Annotated in this window: 16 protein-coding genes; 7 read left to right on the plus strand and 9 right to left on the minus strand. The window is 68.6% G+C overall.

The window, feature by feature from the left end; genetic code table 11:
- Positions 1 to 108 precede the first annotated feature (108 nt).
- On the plus strand, positions 109 to 1,950 hold the full coding sequence (locus tag ACW9TV_RS01510) for an SLC13 family permease (RefSeq protein WP_494304104.1): 1,842 nt from the start codon (positions 109 to 111) through the stop codon (positions 1,948 to 1,950).
- Between the two features lie 193 nt (positions 1,951 to 2,143).
- On the opposite strand, the gene ACW9TV_RS01515 is transcribed toward ACW9TV_RS01510, so the two are convergent.
- From ACW9TV_RS01515 to ACW9TV_RS01530, 4 genes are all read right to left on the minus strand, one after another.
- Complete coding sequence (locus tag ACW9TV_RS01515) at positions 2,144 to 2,323, minus strand: hypothetical protein (RefSeq protein ID WP_494304105.1); 180 nt, start codon at positions 2,321 to 2,323, stop codon at positions 2,144 to 2,146.
- Positions 2,324 to 2,376: 53 nt separating this feature from the next.
- Positions 2,377 to 3,708: an ATP-dependent protease ATPase subunit HslU gene (hslU, locus tag ACW9TV_RS01520; protein ID WP_494304106.1), complete on the minus strand. Its 1,332-nt coding sequence runs from the start codon at positions 3,706 to 3,708 to the stop codon at positions 2,377 to 2,379.
- A complete protein-coding gene (gene hslV / locus ACW9TV_RS01525; RefSeq protein WP_494304107.1) occupies positions 3,708 to 4,250 on the minus strand; it encodes an ATP-dependent protease subunit HslV in 543 nt (180 codons plus the stop codon). Before hslV ends, hslU begins: the two co-directional genes overlap by 1 nt.
- A 148-nt stretch (positions 4,251 to 4,398) precedes the next feature.
- Positions 4,399 to 5,019, minus strand: coding sequence for a PEPxxWA-CTERM sorting domain-containing protein (locus ACW9TV_RS01530; RefSeq protein WP_494304108.1), 621 nt, complete (start codon positions 5,017 to 5,019; stop codon positions 4,399 to 4,401).
- Positions 5,020 to 5,226: 207 nt separating this feature from the next.
- Between ACW9TV_RS01530 and ACW9TV_RS01535 the strand changes: the two genes are divergently transcribed.
- A complete protein-coding gene (locus ACW9TV_RS01535; RefSeq protein ID WP_494304109.1) occupies positions 5,227 to 6,342 on the plus strand; it encodes a DUF2157 domain-containing protein in 1,116 nt (371 codons plus the stop codon).
- The gene (locus ACW9TV_RS01540; protein ID WP_494304110.1) at positions 6,339 to 6,836 is read left to right on the plus strand and encodes a GDYXXLXY domain-containing protein; all 498 of its coding nucleotides are present in this window, start codon (positions 6,339 to 6,341) and stop codon (positions 6,834 to 6,836) included. Before ACW9TV_RS01535 ends, ACW9TV_RS01540 begins: the two co-directional genes overlap by 4 nt.
- Here ACW9TV_RS01540 and ACW9TV_RS01545 read toward each other — a convergent pair.
- The 3 genes from ACW9TV_RS01545 to ACW9TV_RS01555 all read right to left on the minus strand — a co-directional run bounded on the left by ACW9TV_RS01545 (position 6,808) and on the right by ACW9TV_RS01555 (position 10,540).
- Positions 6,808 to 7,908: a M48 family metallopeptidase gene (locus ACW9TV_RS01545; protein WP_494304111.1), complete on the minus strand. Its 1,101-nt coding sequence runs from the start codon at positions 7,906 to 7,908 to the stop codon at positions 6,808 to 6,810. The two genes, ACW9TV_RS01540 and ACW9TV_RS01545, sit on opposite strands and share 29 nt — an antisense overlap.
- Positions 7,877 to 8,986 carry a DUF898 family protein gene (locus tag ACW9TV_RS01550; RefSeq protein ID WP_494304112.1) on the minus strand — a complete coding sequence of 370 codons (1,110 nt, stop codon included), beginning with the start codon at positions 8,984 to 8,986 and terminating at the stop codon, positions 7,877 to 7,879. Before ACW9TV_RS01550 ends, ACW9TV_RS01545 begins: the two co-directional genes overlap by 32 nt.
- A 108-nt stretch (positions 8,987 to 9,094) precedes the next feature.
- Positions 9,095 to 10,540: a lipopolysaccharide biosynthesis protein gene (locus tag ACW9TV_RS01555; RefSeq protein ID WP_494304113.1), complete on the minus strand. Its 1,446-nt coding sequence runs from the start codon at positions 10,538 to 10,540 to the stop codon at positions 9,095 to 9,097.
- Between the two features lie 73 nt (positions 10,541 to 10,613).
- On the opposite strand from ACW9TV_RS01555, the gene ACW9TV_RS01560 reads away from it, so the two are divergent.
- Positions 10,614 to 11,954: an MFS transporter gene (locus ACW9TV_RS01560; RefSeq protein ID WP_494304114.1), complete on the plus strand. Its 1,341-nt coding sequence runs from the start codon at positions 10,614 to 10,616 to the stop codon at positions 11,952 to 11,954.
- On the opposite strand, the gene ACW9TV_RS01565 is transcribed toward ACW9TV_RS01560, so the two are convergent.
- A complete protein-coding gene (locus ACW9TV_RS01565) occupies positions 11,951 to 13,036 on the minus strand; it encodes a GGDEF domain-containing protein (protein WP_494304115.1) in 1,086 nt (361 codons plus the stop codon). The genes ACW9TV_RS01560 and ACW9TV_RS01565 overlap by 4 nt on opposite strands.
- A gap of 138 nt (positions 13,037 to 13,174) precedes the next feature.
- Here ACW9TV_RS01565 and acnA point away from each other — a divergent pair, with 138 nt between their 5' ends.
- The 3 genes from acnA to ACW9TV_RS01580 all read left to right on the plus strand — a co-directional run bounded on the left by acnA (position 13,175) and on the right by ACW9TV_RS01580 (position 17,010).
- Positions 13,175 to 15,859 (plus strand): aconitate hydratase AcnA, encoded by a 2,685-nt coding sequence (gene acnA / locus ACW9TV_RS01570; protein ID WP_494304116.1) that lies wholly within the window; start codon positions 13,175 to 13,177, stop codon positions 15,857 to 15,859.
- A gap of 112 nt (positions 15,860 to 15,971) precedes the next feature.
- Positions 15,972 to 16,763, plus strand: coding sequence for a hypothetical protein (locus tag ACW9TV_RS01575; RefSeq protein WP_494304117.1), 792 nt, complete (start codon positions 15,972 to 15,974; stop codon positions 16,761 to 16,763).
- Positions 16,753 to 17,010: a CBU_0592 family membrane protein gene (locus tag ACW9TV_RS01580; protein WP_494304118.1), complete on the plus strand. Its 258-nt coding sequence runs from the start codon at positions 16,753 to 16,755 to the stop codon at positions 17,008 to 17,010. The genes ACW9TV_RS01575 and ACW9TV_RS01580 overlap by 11 nt, the downstream gene beginning before the upstream one ends.
- Here ACW9TV_RS01580 and ACW9TV_RS01585 read toward each other — a convergent pair.
- The gene (locus ACW9TV_RS01585) at positions 16,998 to 17,633 is read right to left on the minus strand and encodes a TetR family transcriptional regulator C-terminal domain-containing protein (RefSeq protein ID WP_494304119.1); all 636 of its coding nucleotides are present in this window, start codon (positions 17,631 to 17,633) and stop codon (positions 16,998 to 17,000) included. The genes ACW9TV_RS01580 and ACW9TV_RS01585 overlap by 13 nt on opposite strands.
- Between the last annotated feature and the right edge of the window lie 16 nt (positions 17,634 to 17,649).

Genomic DNA, 17,649 nt, shown 5'->3' on the forward strand with positions numbered 1-17,649 from the left:
CTGCTTTCAGCGGACAGCACTCCTTTCCGCACGGGCTGTCAAGCGGCTCCAAAGGTTGATTTAACGGCTCCGTTGCCGCAGCGTGCGCCCTGCACCGGGAGAGAGCCTTTGAGCGACATCACAATCGTGTTCCTGATCATCGTCGGCGCCGTCATCCTGTTCATCCAGAACAGGCTGCCGGTGGTGATCGTGGCGCTTGCCGTGCCCTTTGCCCTCTACATGACAAACGTGCTCTCCCTGCAGGAGGTGTTCTCCGGCTTCGGCGATCCCACGATCATCTTCATCGCAACCCTCTTCGTCGTCTCCGCCGGGCTGGAAGCCGCCGGCGTCACGGCCTGGGTCGGCCAGAAACTCATCCAGTGGTCCGGAACCGACAGCCGCGCCCGGCTCCTGACCTTCATGATCCTGATCGTCGCCGTGCTCACCGCGATGATCAGCGTGAACGGCGCCGTCGCCGCCCTGCTGCCCGTCGTCGTCGTCATGGCGATCCGCACCGGCACCAAGACATCACAGCTGCTGATGCCGCTGGCGTTCGGCGCGCATTGCGGATCGATGCTGGCGCTGTCCGGCACCCCAATCTCCGTCATCACCAATGATGCGCTGGCGGATGCGACCGGCGGGCGGACCTTCGCCTTCTTCGAATTCGCCTGGGTGGGTGTGCCGCTGGTGATCGGCGGCATCCTCATCATGTATTTCCTCGGGCCAAGGCTGCTGCCCCATACCCAGGGCCCTTCGCTGCCGGGGGATTTCTCCCGTCACGCCAACACGCTCAGCGAACAATATGCGCTGGAAGGCCGGTTCTTCCGCCTGAAGCTGCGCGACGATTCGCCCCTGGCCGGCAGCCGTGCCCGCAATCTTGACCTGTCCGGCTATCCGGGCGTACGCATCATCCGCCTGAAGGATGCCGGCAACGCCCCGATGGCAGAGGATGAGGCGCTGCAGCCCGGCCATTCGCTGATCGTCTCGGGCGAACCTGCAACCATCGCCGCCCTCGCGCAGGACAAGGCGCTTGCCCTCATCGGCTCGGCCCGGCACGAGGAGGAGGAGATCAGCGACGGCCCCGCCATCACGGATTCCTTCTTCAACCGGGCATCCGGCCTTGCCGAAGTGATCGTCCCGCCGCGCTCCCGTCTTGTCGGCACCATGGCCTTCCCCGGCATGACGGCCGGGGATGGCGAACTCGTCGTCCTCGCCATCCACCGCGCGGGCGAAACGCTGCCGCCCGGCGCGCAGAAGCTGGCCGCGGGCGACACGATGCTGGTGCAGGGCAGCTGGGCCGCGCTCGATCGGCATCTGGCAGACCCGGCCGTGCTGGTGGTGGACAGCCCCGCCGTGGTGCGCAAGCAGGCGGTTCCCATGGGCCTTGGCGCCAGGGCCGCGATAATCATCCTCATCGCCATGGTGGCGATGCTCGCCTTCGATCTGGTGCAGCCCGCCATCGCGGGCCTGATCGCGGCAACCGCCGTCATCCTCACGGGCCTGCTGAAGGTGGAGGAAGCCTATCGCGCCATCAACTGGACAACGGTGATCCTGGTGGGCGCAATGATGCCGCTGTCCACCGCGATGTTCCAGACGGGCGCAGCCCAGTTGCTGGCCGACAATCTGATCCTGCTGCTGGGCGATGCCGGGCCCACCGCGCTGCTGATCGGCCTGTTCATCATCTCGGCCATCCTGGGGCAGGTGATCTCCAACACGGCGACCGCCCTCATCGTCATCCCCATCGCCGTGCTGGCGGCCAAGGGGCTGGGCGTGAACGTGACGCCGGTTCTGATGAGCGTGAACGTCGCCTGCGCGGCGGCCTTCCTCACGCCGATCGCAACGCCGGTGAACCTGATGGTGATGGGCCCGGCCGGCTACAAGTTCACCGACTACTGGAAGCTGGGCGGCGTGATGATGCTGCTGTTCTTCGTGGTGGCGGTGTTCTGGGTGCCGGTCGTCTGGCCCTTTTAGGGCCAGCGGCGGCCGGAGTTAGCGCGCAGCGCTAACCTCCGGACTCGCCGGAGACCCGGCCGGCGGAATCGGCGATCTCTATCGCCGGTCCGTCCCCGGTCCGTCCGACGAGTCCGGCTTTGCCGGACCCTTCCTTCTTTTCCTTCTTAGACTCCGCAGCCGGACTCGCGCGGCCCAGCCGCGCGGCCGGCCCTCACCGCAACTTCGCGATTTTCAGCCCTTCATCCCGCGCCTTGTCCTGAACCGATTCCTCGCTGCGCGTCAGCGCCTTGGCGATGGCCTTCAGCCCCATGCCCTTCGCAGCCAGAGTCCTGAGCTTGGCCTGCTCCTCCGGCTTCCACGGCTGCCGATGCCGCACGAAATCCTGTGCCATGCCTTTGTCCTTTCGGAGCCGCCTCCACACGGGCGGAAGCGACGCCCACCGGCCTAGAGAATAAATTTCGACAGATCATTATCCCGCGCAATCGGGGCCAATTGCTTCTCCACATAGGCGCCGTCCACCACCAGCGACCGGGTCATCCCGTCCGCCGCCTCGAAGCTCAGATCCTCCAGCAGCTTTTCCATCACCGTCTGCAACCGCCGGGCGCCGATATTCTCCACCCGGTCGTTCACTTGCGCCGCGATGTCGGCAATGGCCTCGATCCCCTCGGCGGTGAAGCTCAGTTCCACCCCTTCGGTTCCCATCAGCGCCACATACTGCCGCGTCAAAGAGGCTTCCGTGTCGGAAAGGATGCGCACGAAATCCGCCTTCGTAAGCCCGCCCAGCTCCACCCGGATCGGCAGGCGGCCCTGCAGTTCGGGCAGCAGGTCGGCGGGCTTCGCGACATGGAAGGCGCCGGATGCGATGAACAGGATATGGTCGGTCTTCACCGGCCCATATTTGGTGGCGACAGTGGTGCCCTCGATCAGCGGCAGAAGATCCCGCTGCACACCCTCGCGGGAAACGCTCCCCCCGCGCACGTCAGAAACGGCGATTTTATCGATCTCGTCCAGGAACACGATGCCGTTGGCTTCCGCGTTCTTCACGGCCTCGCGCGTCAGGTCATCGGTGTCCAGCCGCTTGTCGCTCTCCTCGTTCACCAGCAGTTCCCAGGCGTCCTCCACCGGCATCTTGCGCCGCTTCGTCCGCTTCGGCCCCATGCCCTTCAGCATCTCGCCCAGGTTGATCATCTGCATGCTTCCGGGCTGGCCGGGGATCTCGAACGGCAGGCCGCCGCCGGCATCCTCCACCTCGATATCGACTTCCTTGCCCTTCAGCTGGCCGGCGAACACCCGGTCACGGAAGGCCAGGCGTGTCGCCTCGCTGGCGTCCTTGCCCACCAGCGCATCCAGCAGCCGGTCCAGCGCGGCGGCTTCGGCCGCATCCCGCACGCTCGCCCGCTTCAGGTCGCGGGTCAGGCGGATGGATTCCTCCACCAGGTCGCGAATGATGGAATCCACGTCGCGGCCCACATAACCCACCTCGGTGAACTTGGTCGCCTCGATCTTCAGGAACGGCGCCTCGGCCAGCTTCGCCAGCCGGCGGGAGATCTCGGTTTTTCCGCAGCCCGTCGGCCCGATCATCAGGATGTTCTTCGGCGTCACCTCGTCGCGCAGCTCGGGCGGCAGCTGCTGGCGCCGCCAGCGGTTCCGCAGCGCCACGGCAACCGCCTTCTTCGCATCTGTCTGGCCCACGATATGGCGGTCCAGCGCGGCCACGATGGCCTTGGGGGTCAGCGCCGCAACGCCTGCGATTTCCGGATTCATGATTGCATCCATCAAAGGGATTCCACGGTCAGATTGTTGTTGGTGTACACACATATGTCGGCCGCGATCCCCATCGCCTTGCGGGCGATGGCCTCGGCGTCGGCATCGGTGTCCATCAGCGCGCGGGCCGCCGCCAGCGCATAGTTGCCGCCCGATCCGATGGCGGCGACGCCGTCATTGGGCTCAAGCACGTCGCCTGTGCCCGTCAGGATCAGCATGGTCGTCTCGTCGGCCACGATCATCATGGCTTCCAGCCGGCGCAGGTAACGGTCCTGCCGCCAGTCCTTCGCCAGCTCCACACAGGCCCGCGTCAATTGGCCGGGGTAACGCTCCAGCTTGGCTTCCAGCCGCTCGAACAGGGTGAAGGCGTCGGCAGTCGAACCCGCGAAGCCGCCCACCACCTTTCCATCCGCGCCCAGGCGGCGCACCTTCTTCGCATTCGGCTTGATCACGGTCTGCCCCAGGCTCACCTGGCCGTCGCCTGCAACCACTGTCCGCCCGTTCTTCCGCACGCCCAGGATGGTCGTGCCGTGCCAGGTGGGTATCTCGCTCATCAGGGAAATCTGCCTTTCCGTCGGGCCGCGCGGCGCGGCCTGCGGCGCAGATGTAGGAAGCCTCGCGCGCCAGAAAAGAGAGGGGGCCGGCATTGCTGCCGACCCCCCGCCTTGTGCAACTTGTCTCGCGTGGAACCGGTGCTGCGGCTCAGGCCAGCACGGATCCGGCACGACGGCGGCGCGCGGCGGCGCCCACCAGCCCGAAGCCCGCGATCAGCATCGCCCAGGTGGCAGGTTCCGGCACGGCGCCCGCGCCGCCGCCCTGATAGTCGACCAGCTTGTCGAAGGTGAAATCGTCGCCCACCCAATAGCCGTTGCCCTGGCCGTTGGCGGTGATGCGGATCTCGTCGATACCGCCCGTCCAGTTGGTCGCCAGGAACTGCGGCGTCCCCGAAAGCGCGCCGCTCGATACCGAGGTCTGCAGCACGCCGCCCGAATAGAGCGACAGCGTGATGCTGTTGAAGTCATAGCCGGCGAACCAGGCGCCGTCGAACACAGAACCCGCGCCCAGCAGGATCGGCATCTGCCCCGTGAAGCCGGCCGGATAGAGATTGTAGTTGCCATAGATGCGCGTCGCGCCCGACCGCGCGCTGAACGGCGGTTGCACATCGTCATAATAGTTGAAACCACCGCCCCAGTTCACGCCCATGTAGCCCGTCGGCACCACGCCGTCTGCCGGCAGGTCATCGAAATCGATCACGACCGAGGCCGCCACCGGCGCAGCCACAACCAGGCTCAGCGCCGCAACAGTGGCCAGAAATCGAACCATGTCTCACTCCCATCCTATGCGCCGGACTGCCCAGCTCTCGGAAAGCAATCAGCAATTCTCATGCCAAAATTAATTTTCTCGCAAATAATTGAAATTATGATATTAATTTCCATTAACTATCAGATTTCCGTCAAACCTGCCGACAGCGTTAACCTTCTGCGCACGGCAGGGCTTGCATCTCGCGCACCAAGGCTGCACCAGTCAGCCATGTCGCTCGACAGTCGCCTCGAAGCCTGGGTGGGGGCAGGCCTGATCGACCTTGCGGCCGCAGACCGCATCCGTGCCCATGAAGCTTCCCGCGAACGGCCCGTCGCCCGCTGGGCCATCGCCGGCCTCGGCCTGTTCGCCGTCGTCCTCGGCATCATCCTCCTGATTTCCGCCAACTGGGATCGTATCCCGCACGGCGCGAAGCTCGCCGCGCACATGGCGCTGCTGCTCGGCGCCGCAGCCGCGCACTGGCACTGGAAAAGCCGCCACCGGCTGTGGCCGGCCGAAGGCGCGCTGTTCCTGTTCGCGGGGCTGGTGCTGGCCGGAATCGCGCTCCAGTCGCAGGTCTATCAGCTCACCGGCCCGGCCTGGCATGCGCTCCTGCTGTGGCTCGCCATCACCGGGCCCGCCCTCCTCCTCTCCGGCCAAACCCGGCTCACCGGCCTCGCCTTCGCGGGCCTCGCCCTCATCGGTCCTGCCGCCATGGCGGCGGACAGCATCGATGCGGGCGGCTGGTGGCGGCTGGCGCACGGGGCCGCGATGGCCGTCCCCGCCCTGCTCGTCGCCCTTTCCTTCCTGCTGTCCGAACGCGGCCCCGGCTTCCGCCTCGCCCTGCGGGAAGCCGGGATCGTGGCCCTGCTGGCGGGCGCCAGCATCGTCCATTTCGCCTGGGCCTCGCACATCACCCCCGCCCAGGCCGCCGACAACGCCCTGCGCCTGCTGCCCGCCACCCTCGCCTCGGCGGCCGCGCTGGCGCTTGGCTGGCGCCGGGAAGTCCCGCGCGGCATCCTGCTGCCCCTGCTGGCCGGCCCGCCGCTGGCTTTCGCCCTTGCGCTCGCGGTTCCGCATCCCGATGGCATGGCCAGTCGCCTGGTGGGGATCGCGGCGTTCATGGCGCTCTGGTCCCTGATCGCCCGGGGCGCGGCCGCCGCCGGCTGGACCAGCCTGTTCGCCGTCGCGATCGCCGCCATCGGCCTCAGGATCTTCATCATCTACATCGAACTTTTCGGCTCGCTTGCCGCCACCGGCGGCGGCCTCGTCGTGGGCGGGCTGCTGCTCGTCGGCCTCAGCTGGCTGTGGCACCGTCTTGTCACAAAGCGGCGCGAACAGGCATGATCCGCCGGCCTCTCCTTCTGGCCGCGCTCGCCCTGCCCGCGCTCTGGCTGGCCGCCAGCATCTGGGGGAATGAACGCGCCCTGTCGGCCGCGCCCGAATGGCGGATCCCGATTCGGGGCTATGATCCGCGCGATCCCCTGCGCGGCCGCTATGTGCAGTTCAGCTACGCCTGGCAGATGCGCGGGGATGCCGCGCTCTGCAACGATCCCGCGCAATGCCGCCTCTGCCTCGAACGGCAGGGCGAAACCGTCATCGCCACGATCAGCACCCTGCCCCCCGCCTGTGCCCATCCGGTGGATCCGGCCGTCTCGGGGCTGGATCTGCGCCAGGGATTCGGGCCGCGCCTGGAGCCCGCCTTCACAAGCCGGATCTTCGTCTCCGAAACCTCGGCTCCCCTGCTGGAAGCCCAGCTGCGCGAAGGCCCGATGGTCGTGGTCGCCGCCCTCGCGCCGGATGGTCGGCTGATCAATCGCCGGCTCGAACCGGCCGACTGAGGCAGGCGGCCTTCAGCGCGGCCCAGTCGGCCGCGGTCATGGCCGGCCGTGTCCGCGCCGACGCCCCGGCCGCGCGGATCGTTTCCAGCCGCTCGGCATCCGGCGGATGGGTGCGCGCCCAGCTCCCCGCTTCGGCCAGCACCTGCCGCAGCCGCTCCTCCGCCTGACCATCCGGCTTCGTCCCACTCTTCATCTGCCGCTCGAAGAAGGCGGAAAGGCCCGCGGTGGAAACATCCGCCGCCGCCAGCGCCTTCAGGGCATGGGCATCCGCCTCCCGCTCCGCATCCCGGGTGGAGGCCAGCGCCAGCCCCACATCCGCCAGCTCCGCGCTGCGCCCGCCCAGCGAACCCGCCAGCAGCGAAACGCCATAATATCGCAGCAGCGCCTTCGTCGGATGATGGTGCGCCACATGGCCCATTTCATGCGCCAGCACGCCCGCCACCTCGTCCGGGCCGGATGCCGTCTCGATCAGCCCGCGCGTCAGCACGATTTCCCCGCCGGGCCCGGCAAAGGCGTTGGCGAACGGCCAGTCCGCAACCGTCACGTTCAGGGGCCGGGGCGCGCCGATCCGCGCCGTCAGCCGCGCCAGCGCGGCATCGGCCGCCGGGCTTTCGCAGGCCCGGTCGCCCACCAGCTGCGCCACCATGCCCTTGCCCAGCGGCCCGGTCACGCTGTCGGGCACCAGCGGCGCGGCGGCCGCCAGCACCACGCCGCCCCACAGCCACATCATCGCAACCACGGCCGCGGCCCCGCCCAACCCCAGCGCCAGCAGCCGCAGGTCGCGCGGGCGCACGGCATCGGCGCGCGCCACACCCGTCAGCCAGTCGCGCGGCAGCGGGGGCTCGGCCACCAGCCGCCAGTCCGGATTGTCGAAGCGGCCCAGCACCGTCCGCGGCCCGCCATCGGAAACCAGCCGCAGCTCGGCGCGGGCCAGCAGCAGGTCCGCACCACCCGAAAGCTGCAGCCCGCCCGCCCAGGGCGTCACACGCACCAGGCGGCGGGCGGCCGTTTCCCCGTCGAACAGCTGTGCTGTGTGCGCGTCAGATTCCGCCGATGTCGAAGGCGTCGGCAAGCCCGTCTCCATGAACAGGGGCCCTCAGCACGGATTGCCGGATATCGTCGGTGTCCAGCTCGCCATACAGCTCCAGATGTTCCATCCAGAAGCGCCACAGCCGGAACCGCAGCAGAAGCAGGCCCACGCCCAGCGTCAGCACCACCCAGGCCGCATTGCCGGCATAGAATTTCAGCCAGTCCAGCGTGTTTGCGGAAAAACCGAACCGCAGCCCGCCCACGGCGGTCGCGCCCAGCGCCTCCTGGTGAAAATGCGCCCGATAGCCCAGCATCAGGAAGGTGGAGGCCAGGAAGGCGATCGCCAGATAGCCATAGAATTTCGTCATCGCGAAGCCGACGGAAGGATCCAGCGTCGCCCCGGCATCCCCGGCCATCACCCTGCCCGCCGCTTCAACGCCTTCGAAGCCCATGGCGAACGCCAGGCCAAAGGCGATGATGGACCCGATGTAGGCGGGCCAGAAGTTCTTTGTCAGCGTCTTCCAGTCAACCTCCGCACGCACCTGTTCGGTCCCGAACATCGCATCGCCCCAAAGGGCGTTCCAGCGCCGGGCGTCGGAATAGGGCGTGGCGAATCCCAGCGTCACCAGGTTCAGCAGGCTCATGCGGAAGCTCAGCCAGGCATAGGCCAGGCCATTGCCCGTCATTCCCGCGCGGATGCCGCGCCAGCTCGTCCGGCTCAGCATGTAGCGGCGCGCCCGATAGACAGCGAAGCCGAACAGCCACAAAAGCCCAAGGATCAGCACCAGCTGCAACAGCGCCGCCGCCCAGGCCAGCCCCATGCCCTGCATCACCGCCTGCGCGATCGAGATGGCAGACAGGGGCAGCAGCAGCAGCGCGAACACCAGAAGGGCGCCCACGAACATCTCGATCCCGCGACCGCGATATTCCAGCGGATCGCCATCCACGGTCGTGTCCGTCCACAAACGGCGACGGATCGCCGTCTTCCACCAGAAGCGGTGAACCCCCAGCGTCAGAACCGTCAGGATCAGGCGCCCGATCTGCGCACCGAAAAACGGGCCCATCTGCCCCTCGAAGCGAATCCGGTCGCCAGCCGGCCGCCCTGCAACGCGTACATCCATGTCAGCCCCTTTTAACATGGCTCCGGCCGGTAATCCCGGCTCGGGCCGTCGCCCGAAAGCGACAGGGCGGCAGACTAGGCGGCAACAGGCTGCCTGAAAAGGGTCCGCCTAAGCGCCGCGGCGGAAAAGCGCGCGGTCGTCCGGGCCATAGCCGAAACGCCACATCAGCCCCGCGAACAGCAACAGCACGCCGGGGATCAGCAGGATCATTTCCCACAGTTCCGGCAGCGCCCGCAGCAGCAGCCCGAAGGCGAACGCCGCCGCCCCCGCGCCAACCAGGCTCCAGCGCCAGAAGCCGACACCAGCCCCCAGCGCCCGGCTCAGCACCAGTTGCCGCGCGACGGCAGCCGCCGTCAGCGAAAGCAGCAGCGCGCCGGCCGCGCCCGCCCCGCCGAACGCCGGCACCAGCAGCAGGCTCAGCACCGCCTGCAGCGCCAGGCCGCCGGCCGCGATCACCAGGTTCGCCCGGGGCCGGGCATAGATCAGGCCCATTTCCGCAAGGCTGCTGCCCGCCGCCGCCAGTTCCGCCGTCAGCAGTAGCGCCAGCACCAGCGCCCCGGCCGCGAATGCCGGCCCGAAAAGCCCCAGCACGCCTTCGCCCGGCAGCCCCATCGCCAGCACCACCGGAAGCTGGAAGCTCAGCACCCAGAAGCCCACCTGGTTCAGATGCGCCGCCGCCGCCCCCGGCCGGCCGTCCTTCACCGCCTTCGAAAGCATCGGCGCCAGGATCGGATCAAAGCTGACCCGGATCTTCCCCGCCAGAGACGCCACCTGCTGCGCCGCATAGTAAAGCCCCACCTCCTGCGGCCCGGCGAAGCGGCCAAGGATGAACAGGTCCAGCCGGCGGCTGCTCCACTCCACAAGGTCGGCGCCGGCCAGCGGCAGGTTGCGCCACACCATGTTCCATGTCCGGCCGGCCGATGGCCGCCAGCCGCGCGGCAGCCCGAAGGTGCGCAGCGCCGGCAGCAGCGAAGCGGCCGAAGCCGCCAGAAGGCTCAGCGAATAGGCCAGCAGCAGCCCCCAGTGCTTCGCCGCGGTGAAGGCCAGCACCGTCGCCGCGATGGTCAGAACCCAGGGCTCGATCAGCGATCGCGCCCGCACCGCCACGTCGATCCTGTGCCGGAAGGCCAGACCCGCCAGCGACACGTCCGAAAGCACGATGGCCGGCACGATCAGCGCAAGGCCGCGCAGGCCGCTGTCCGCGCCGGCGGGGAACATCAGGGCCGGGAACAGCCACAACAGGGCCGATCCGGCCATCGCAAGCCCCAGCCCCAGCAGCCAGCCGTCGGCCAGCGCATGGGTTTCGGGATGCCCGCCCCGCGCCATCTCCGCCGAAAGGCCGCGCTTCAGCCCCATCGTCGCCAGCGCGGCGGTGAACTCCACCACCATCACCGCATAAGCGAATTCACCCAGCTCCCCCGGCCCGTACAGACGCGCCGCCAGCAGAAGGAAGGGAAAGCGCGCCGCCAGCCGCAGCAGGAAACCGGCGAAGTTCGTCCGCCCGCCACGCGCCAGGCTCGCCGCCGCAAGGGCCGGTTCGGCATCTCTCGCCATCCATGCCCCCTAGCCCCCGGCCCGGCTATCCGGCAAGAAGCAGGCCGAGGGAACAGGGAGTGTGGATTTGCGGGTGAAGCTGAAGCATCTGCTCGCCTGGTGCGGGCCGTGCCTGCCGGTTGCGGCGCTTGGTCTGCCGCTCGTCGTCTATCTGCCGCCGCACTATGCCGGAACGCTGGGTCTGCCGCTGGCGACGGTGGGCTTCCTGTTCGCGCTGGTGCGCATCATCGACATCCCGATCGATCCGCTGCTGGGCGCGCTGATGGATGGCACCCGCACGCGCATCGGCCAGTTCCGCCCCTGGATGCTGGCGGGCGGCGCGGTGCTGGCGGCGGGCGTATGGCTTGTGTTCATGGCGCAGCCCGGCGTTTCGGCCACGGCCGCCTTCTTCACCCTGCTGCTGCTCTATGTCGGCTGGTCGATGATCTCCCTTGCGCAAACAGCCTGGGGCGCCCGCCTGTCGCCGGATTATGCCGAACGCGCCCGCATCTTCGGCGCATGGACGGCGGCCAACGCCATCGCCACACTGCTGGTGCTGCTGATCCCACCGCTGATGGCCCGCGCCGATCCCGGCCAGGGCTCCACACCCGGCATCCATGCCATGGGCTGGTTCGTGCTGGCGCTGATCCCGCTGACCGTGCTGGCCGCCGCCGCGATCGTGCCCGAAGGCGCAGACGCGGGCGAAGGCCATGCCATCCGCCTGGCAGATGTGCGCCGCGTGCTGGCGGATCGGCGGATGCAGCTGCTGCTGGGCGCCGATCTGCTGCTGTCCGTGGTGCCGGGCATCACCGGCGCGTTGTTCCTGTTCTATTTCACCACCGTGCGCGACTTCGCGGCTGCGACCGCCTCGGCCCTGCTGCTCGGCTATTTCCTCGCCGGGCTGCTCGCCGCGCCGCTGTGGGTGAAGGGCGCGGCGCGCCACGGCAAGCACCGCATGGCGGCGCTGGCCGGACTGTGGCTGGGCGGCGCGCAACTGGGCATATGGATCCTGCCCGATGGCGCCGTCACCCTTACCGCCATCGCCTTCATCCTGGCGGGCGCACCCATATCCGCCCCGGCCTTCCTGCTCCGCGCGATGCTGGCCGATCTCTCCGATGCACAGGCGCTCGATCGACGCCGGGCCGGCAGGCCCGCCGCCGAAACCACCGGCCTCAACTTCGCCATCCTCACCGCCACGCAGAAGCTCGGTTATGCTGTTCCCGTTGGCCTCACCTATCCGATCCTCGGCCTGGTGGGCTTCGATCCCGCACCCGGGGCCGTCAACGGCCCGTCGGCGCTGGCCGGGCTCACCTTCCTGTTCGTAGGGCCTCCGCTGCTGTTGGGCATCCTCGCCGCCCTTCTCGTCTGGCGCTGGCCCATCACCGCCGAAGCCCACGCCCGGATCCGGCACGAGCTGGACAGCATGAACGTCTAGGCGGATTTTTCCGGCTGCACCCGATCCCGTCCGGCGCGCTTCGCGCCATACAGCGCGGCGTCGGCCCGATCCACAAGACCCTCCACGCTGTCGCCGGGCCGCAGCAACGCCACGCCCGCCGAAAAGCTCACCCGGCCCAGCACCTGCCCGTCGTCGGCCTTGCGCAGCACCTGCCGCGCCAGGATCGCGCGTGCCGAATCCAGCGCGGCGGCCGCTTCCGCCAGCCCCAGCCCCGGCAGCATCACCAGGAATTCCTCCCCACCGTGCCGCCCGGCCATCGCCCCATCTCCGGCGCTTCGCTTCGCATGGGCCTGCAGGTGCGTCGCCACGCAGCGCAGCACTTCATCGCCGATTCCGTGGCCCCATCTGTCGTTCATCCGCTTGAAATGATCGATGTCCGCCAGCCCGACCGCCAGCGGCTGGCCGTCCTCCATCGCCTCGCGCGCGGCCTTCTTCAGGGCATCCAGGATGCCGCGCCGGTTGGGAAGGCCGGTCAGTGGATCGGTGCGCGCCGCCCGCTCGGCGGTATCCAGCCGTTCCAGCAGCCGCCCGGTTTCCAGCCGGGCGGCGTTGATGTCCCCTTCCAGCCGCCGGTTTGCCGCCATCATCACCGCGTTCGCGCGCCGCAGGCGCTCCACCATCTGCGCCAGTTCGGTCACCCCGCGCGCCACTGCCAGCGCCTCGTCGCCGGCCGCGATCTCCGCGTCATAGGCCTTCAGTTCCTCATGGCCACGCTCCAGTCGCCCGGCCAGATGCGTGGCGCTCGCCTGTGTCGCCTCCAGCAGCGCCAGAACCTCGGCGGCTGCGATATCGCCCAGATGCCTGCGCCTCAGCTCCTTCACGGCGTCGGCGTCCAGCCCACCCGCCGCCATCCGCTCCCCCAGCGCGCGCGACAGCGCCGGATCCGCGCCGGTCACATGCAGCCAGAACAGCTCATAGGTCTCGGGCTCGGGCGCAAGCCCCGTTTCCACGAACAGCCGACGGACGGCATCATAGTGCAGCAGCGTCGGGTGCCCCATGCCGGCATGATCGCCCGCGCCATCGGCCACCCGCACCGCGTCCAGCCCGCCCGTCTCTTTCATCCTCGCCCTTTCCGCGCCTGCGTCCGCCTTCCCTAACGGCTCGCGGCATTTCCCACTTAAGGCGCGCTTGCCGCCTGGCTCCCCCCGTTCTAGGAGGCTCCGGCATCCCACGAACCGTTCGAACCAAAGGGACCAGACATGACCGCCACCGGCCACGACAGGCTCGCCACCCGCCGCACTCTCTCCGTCGACGGGAAATCCTACGATTATTTCAGCCTGGAGGCCGCCTCGGCCCACATCGGCGACGTCTCCCGCCTGCCCTTCTCGATGAAGGTGCTGCTGGAAAACCTGCTGCGCTTCGAAGACGATTTCACCGTGAAGGTGGCCGATGTCGAAGCCATCGCCGCCTGGCTGAAGAACCCCTCTTCCGATCATGAAATCCAGTATCGCCCCGCGCGCGTGCTGATGCAGGATTTCACCGGCGTCCCCTGCGTCGTCGATCTCGCCGCCATGCGCGACGCGATGACGAAGCTCGGCGGGGACCCGCAGAAGATCAACCCGCTCGTCCCCGTCGATCTCGTGATCGACCACTCGGTGATGGTGGATGAATTCGGCACGCCAAAGGCGTTCGAACAGAATGTGGAGCTGGAATATGCCCGCAACATCGAACGCTATGAATTCCTGCGCTGGGGTTCCTCGGCGCTCCGCAACTTCCGCGTGGTCCCGCCCGGCACCGGCATCTGCCACCAGGTGAACCTCGAATATCTGGCGCAGACGGTGTGGGTCTCCGAAGGCGCGGACGGCAAGCAGATCGCCTACCCGGATACGCTCGTCGGCACCGACAGCCATACCACCATGGTCAACGGCCTCGGCGTGCTGGGCTGGGGCGTCGGCGGGATCGAGGCGGAGGCCGCCATGCTCGGCCAGCCGGTTTCCATGCTGGTGCCCGAAGTCGTCGGCTTCAAGCTGACGGGCACGCTCGCCGAAGGCATGACCGCGACCGACCTCGTGCTCACCGTCACCCAGATGCTGCGCAAGAAGGGCGTCGTCGGCCGTTTCGTCGAATTCTACGGCCCCGGCCTCGACAATCTCTCGCTCGCCGACCGCGCCACCATCGCCAACATGGCGCCCGAATATGGCGCCACCTGCGGCTTCTTCCCGGTCGATGCGCAGACGCTCGATTATCTCCGCCTCACCGGCCGCGACGAACATCGCATCGCCCTGGTGGAGGCCTATTCGAAGGCCCAGGGCATGTGGCGCGACGCCAGCACCCCGGATCCCGTCTTCACCGATACGCTGGAACTCGATCTCGGCGCCGTCCTCCCGTCGCTCGCCGGCCCCCGCCGCCCGCAGGACCGCGTCCTGTTGAACCAGGCGGACGAAGCCTTCGAAGCCGAACTGCTCGGCGGCTACGGCAAGTCCGGAAACCCGAACCAGCGCGTTCCCGTCTCGGGCACCACGCATGATCTGGGCCATGGCGATGTCGTGATCGCGGCCATCACCAGCTGCACCAACACCTCCAACCCCAGCGTCCTCGTCGCCGCCGGCCTCGTCGCCCGCAAGGCGCGCGCGCTCGGCCTCCAGCGCAAGCCCTGGGTGAAGTCCAGCTTCGCGCCGGGCTCGCAGGTCGTCACCGACTATTTCGACAAGGCCGGCCTCACCGCCGACATGGATGCGCTGGGCTTCAACCTCGTCGGCTATGGCTGCACCACCTGCATCGGCAACTCCGGCCCGCTGCCGGAACCGATCTCGGAAGCGATCAACGCGAACGACCTCGTCGCGGTCTCGGTGCTGTCGGGCAACCGCAACTTCGAAGGCCGCGTCAGCCCGGATGTGAAGGCGAACTATCTCGCGTCCCCGCCGCTCGTCGTCGCCTATGCGCTGGCCGGCACCATCCGGTCCGACATCACCGAAACCCCGCTTGGCAAGACGGCGGATGGAACGGACGTGTTCCTGAAGGACATCTGGCCCACCAACGGCGAAGTCGCCGCCCTGGTGCAGCAGGCGGTCACCCCGGAAATGTTCCGCAGCCGCTACGCCGACGTGTTCAAGGGCGACAGGCACTGGCAGGCCATCCGCGTGACGGGCGGGCAGACCTATCAGTGGAACCCCGCCTCCACCTACGTCCAGAACCCGCCCTATTTCGAAGGCATGACGATGACGCCCGCCCCCGTGGCCGACATCGTGAACGCCCGGGCGCTGGCCGTGCTGGGCGATTCGATCACCACCGACCACATCAGCCCGGCCGGTTCCATCAAGGCGGACAGCCCCGGCGGCCGCTACCTGACGGAACGGCAGGTGCCCAAGGCCGAATTCAACAGCTACGGCGCGCGCCGCGGCAACCATGAAGTGATGATGCGCGGCACCTTCGCCAACATCCGCATCCGCAACCGGCTGGCGCCCGGCACCGAAGGCGGCGTCACCACCTACCTGCCCACGGGCCAGGTGGAATCCATCTACGACGCCGCGATGAAGTACAAGGAAACGGGCACCCCGCTCATCATCCTGGCCGGCAAGGAATATGGCACCGGCTCCAGCCGGGACTGGGCCGCCAAGGGCACCAACCTGCTGGGTGTCCGCGCCGTGATCGCGGAAAGCTTCGAACGCATCCACCGCTCCAACCTGATCGGCATGGGCGTTCTGGCGCTGCAGTTCGTGAACGGCGAAAGCGCCGAATCACTGGGCCTGAAGGGCGATGAGACCTTCACCTTCGGCAGCCTCCAGTCGCTGAAGCCGCGCCAGACGCTGAAGGTCAGCTACACCCGGCCCGACGGCAGCAGCGGCGAGTTCGAAACGCTCTGCCGGATCGATACCGAAAACGAGATCGAATATTTCTACGCGGGCGGCATCCTGCCCTACGTGCTGCGCAAGCTCGCCGCATAACGCCGGACCGCCGCTTCGATTGCAGGACGGGCGCGGGGCTTTCCCCGCGCCCGTCTTTTTTCTAAGGCCCGTTCACGCGCCCGCCAGCCCCGGCGGGCAATGGACCCCACCGATGCCGTTTGCCGCCAGCCTGTCCCGCCCGGATTGGCGCCTGTCCGAAGGCGTCCGACGCCGCGCGGCCGGGCTGACTGCGGTCGCCATCGTCCACCTGGGTCTCGCGCTCCTCCTCCTCAGCCTCGCGCCGCCCACGCTCAAGAAGAAGATCGTGGAGATGGCGATGTTCACGGTGAACGTCCCGTCCGAAACGGCTTCGGAAGAACCCGCGCCCGAAGCGGAACAGGCCCCGCCGCCGCCCGCCGCCGAACAGCCCCGCCCCCGGCCGGCCCCCCCGGCCCAGCCACAGCCAGCCCCGGCGCAGACCCCGCCGTCGCAGCCCGCGCCCGAACCAGCCCCGTCACAGCCCACGCCCGAACCCCCGCGCCCGCCCGCGCCCATGGGCCCGCCAAGGCCGTCCTATGGCCCGCCCGACCTTCGCGCGTCGTCAGCCATGGCCAGCCGCTGGGCCGACAGCCGCAGGGTCGATGGCGCCGGCCCCAACGGCGAACCCCTCTATGCCGCCGCCTGGGTGCGTGAACCCTATGACGACGAACTGCGCGGCTACCTCTCCACCGCGCAGGGCCCCGGCTGGGGCATGATCGCCTGCCGGACCGCGCCGGGAAACCGGGTGGAAGCCTGCATCATCGTCGGCGAAGGCCCCGAAGGATCGGGCATCGCGCGCGCCGTCCAGGCCGCCGCCTGGCAGTTCAAGGTCCATCCCCCACGCGTCGGTGGTCGGCCGCAGATCGGGGAATGGGTGCGAATCCGCATCGATTATGGCATCCGCCGCAACCGTTATGATCAATGATCCCCTTTCCCTACTGATCGAGGTCGCCGGCTGGGCCGGCGCAATCCTGATTCTCGCGGCCTATGCGCTCGTCAGCACGGGCCGGCTCCAGCCGCGCTCCCACGCCTTCCAGTGGATGAACCTGCTGGGCGCGGCCGGCTTCGTGCTCAACTCCGGCTTCCACGGCGCCTGGCCCAGCACCATCCTCAACATCATCTGGATCGGGATCGCGGCCGCGACCCTGTGGCGGCTGCGTCAGCCGGGCTGAGGCGCGCAGACCCCTTCGCGCGGCAAGGATCCGGGCAGCCAGGCGGCCAGCCATCGATCCGCCAGCGCCCCGGCTTCGGCGGGCGTGAACGCACCGGCGTCCAGCGAAAGTTCCAGCCACAGGCCATCGACAAGCGCGGTGACTGCGATCGCCGCCAGGCGGACATCGCCCTCAGCTACCCCGGCCGCCCGCAACAGCGTCTCCAGCTCCGCCAGCGATGCCGAATAGATCTCGCGGTGCAGCGCGGCGATCTCGGGCCGGGTCTTCACCAGGCTCCAGAAGGCGAGCCAGGTCGCCAGCAGCCCGGGGGTGGCGACAGGCGGCAGGAAGCTGGCGGTCACGAAGGCCCGCAACCGCGCGACAGGCGCCGGTCCCGCCGCCGCAACCGCCGCCTGCAGCGCCGCGCTCACCTGCGCGGCGACATGCGCATAGGTTCTGGCGATCAGGTCGTCGATGCCATCGAAATAGTGGCGCAGAAGCCCGGCCGACACGCCGGCCCGGGCGCAGATGCCGCGCACGGAAACACCCGACGCGCCATCTTCCGCCAGCCCGGCGGCACAGGCATCCATCAGCGCCAGACGCCGGTTGTCCGGATCGCGGACGAAGGAAGCACGGGACGACACCCCCCGTGGATAGCAG

It is taken from the genome of Sandaracinobacter sp. T42 (assembly GCF_059115405.1).

What these genes read in the sequence shown, in the direction of transcription:
- hslU (WP_494304106.1), bottom strand. Translation starts at nt 3,708, where the DNA reads ATGGATGCAATCATGAATCCGGAAATCGCAGGCGTTGCGGCGCTGACC.
- ACW9TV_RS01575 (WP_494304117.1), top strand. Translation starts at nt 15,972, where the DNA reads ATGCCGTTTGCCGCCAGCCTGTCCCGCCCGGATTGGCGCCTGTCCGAA.
- hslV (WP_494304107.1), bottom strand. Translation starts at nt 4,250, where the DNA reads ATGAGCGAGATACCCACCTGGCACGGCACGACCATCCTGGGCGTGCGG.
- acnA (WP_494304116.1), top strand. Translation starts at nt 13,175, where the DNA reads ATGACCGCCACCGGCCACGACAGGCTCGCCACCCGCCGCACTCTCTCC.
- ACW9TV_RS01550 (WP_494304112.1), bottom strand. Translation starts at nt 8,986, where the DNA reads ATGGATGTACGCGTTGCAGGGCGGCCGGCTGGCGACCGGATTCGCTTC.
- ACW9TV_RS01515 (WP_494304105.1), bottom strand. Translation starts at nt 2,323, where the DNA reads ATGGCACAGGATTTCGTGCGGCATCGGCAGCCGTGGAAGCCGGAGGAG.
- ACW9TV_RS01580 (WP_494304118.1), top strand. Translation starts at nt 16,753, where the DNA reads ATGATCAATGATCCCCTTTCCCTACTGATCGAGGTCGCCGGCTGGGCC.
- ACW9TV_RS01535 (WP_494304109.1), top strand. Translation starts at nt 5,227, where the DNA reads ATGTCGCTCGACAGTCGCCTCGAAGCCTGGGTGGGGGCAGGCCTGATC.
- ACW9TV_RS01555 (WP_494304113.1), bottom strand. Translation starts at nt 10,540, where the DNA reads ATGGCGAGAGATGCCGAACCGGCCCTTGCGGCGGCGAGCCTGGCGCGT.
- ACW9TV_RS01530 (WP_494304108.1), bottom strand. Translation starts at nt 5,019, where the DNA reads ATGGTTCGATTTCTGGCCACTGTTGCGGCGCTGAGCCTGGTTGTGGCT.
- ACW9TV_RS01565 (WP_494304115.1), bottom strand. Translation starts at nt 13,036, where the DNA reads ATGAAAGAGACGGGCGGGCTGGACGCGGTGCGGGTGGCCGATGGCGCG.
- ACW9TV_RS01540 (WP_494304110.1), top strand. Translation starts at nt 6,339, where the DNA reads ATGATCCGCCGGCCTCTCCTTCTGGCCGCGCTCGCCCTGCCCGCGCTC.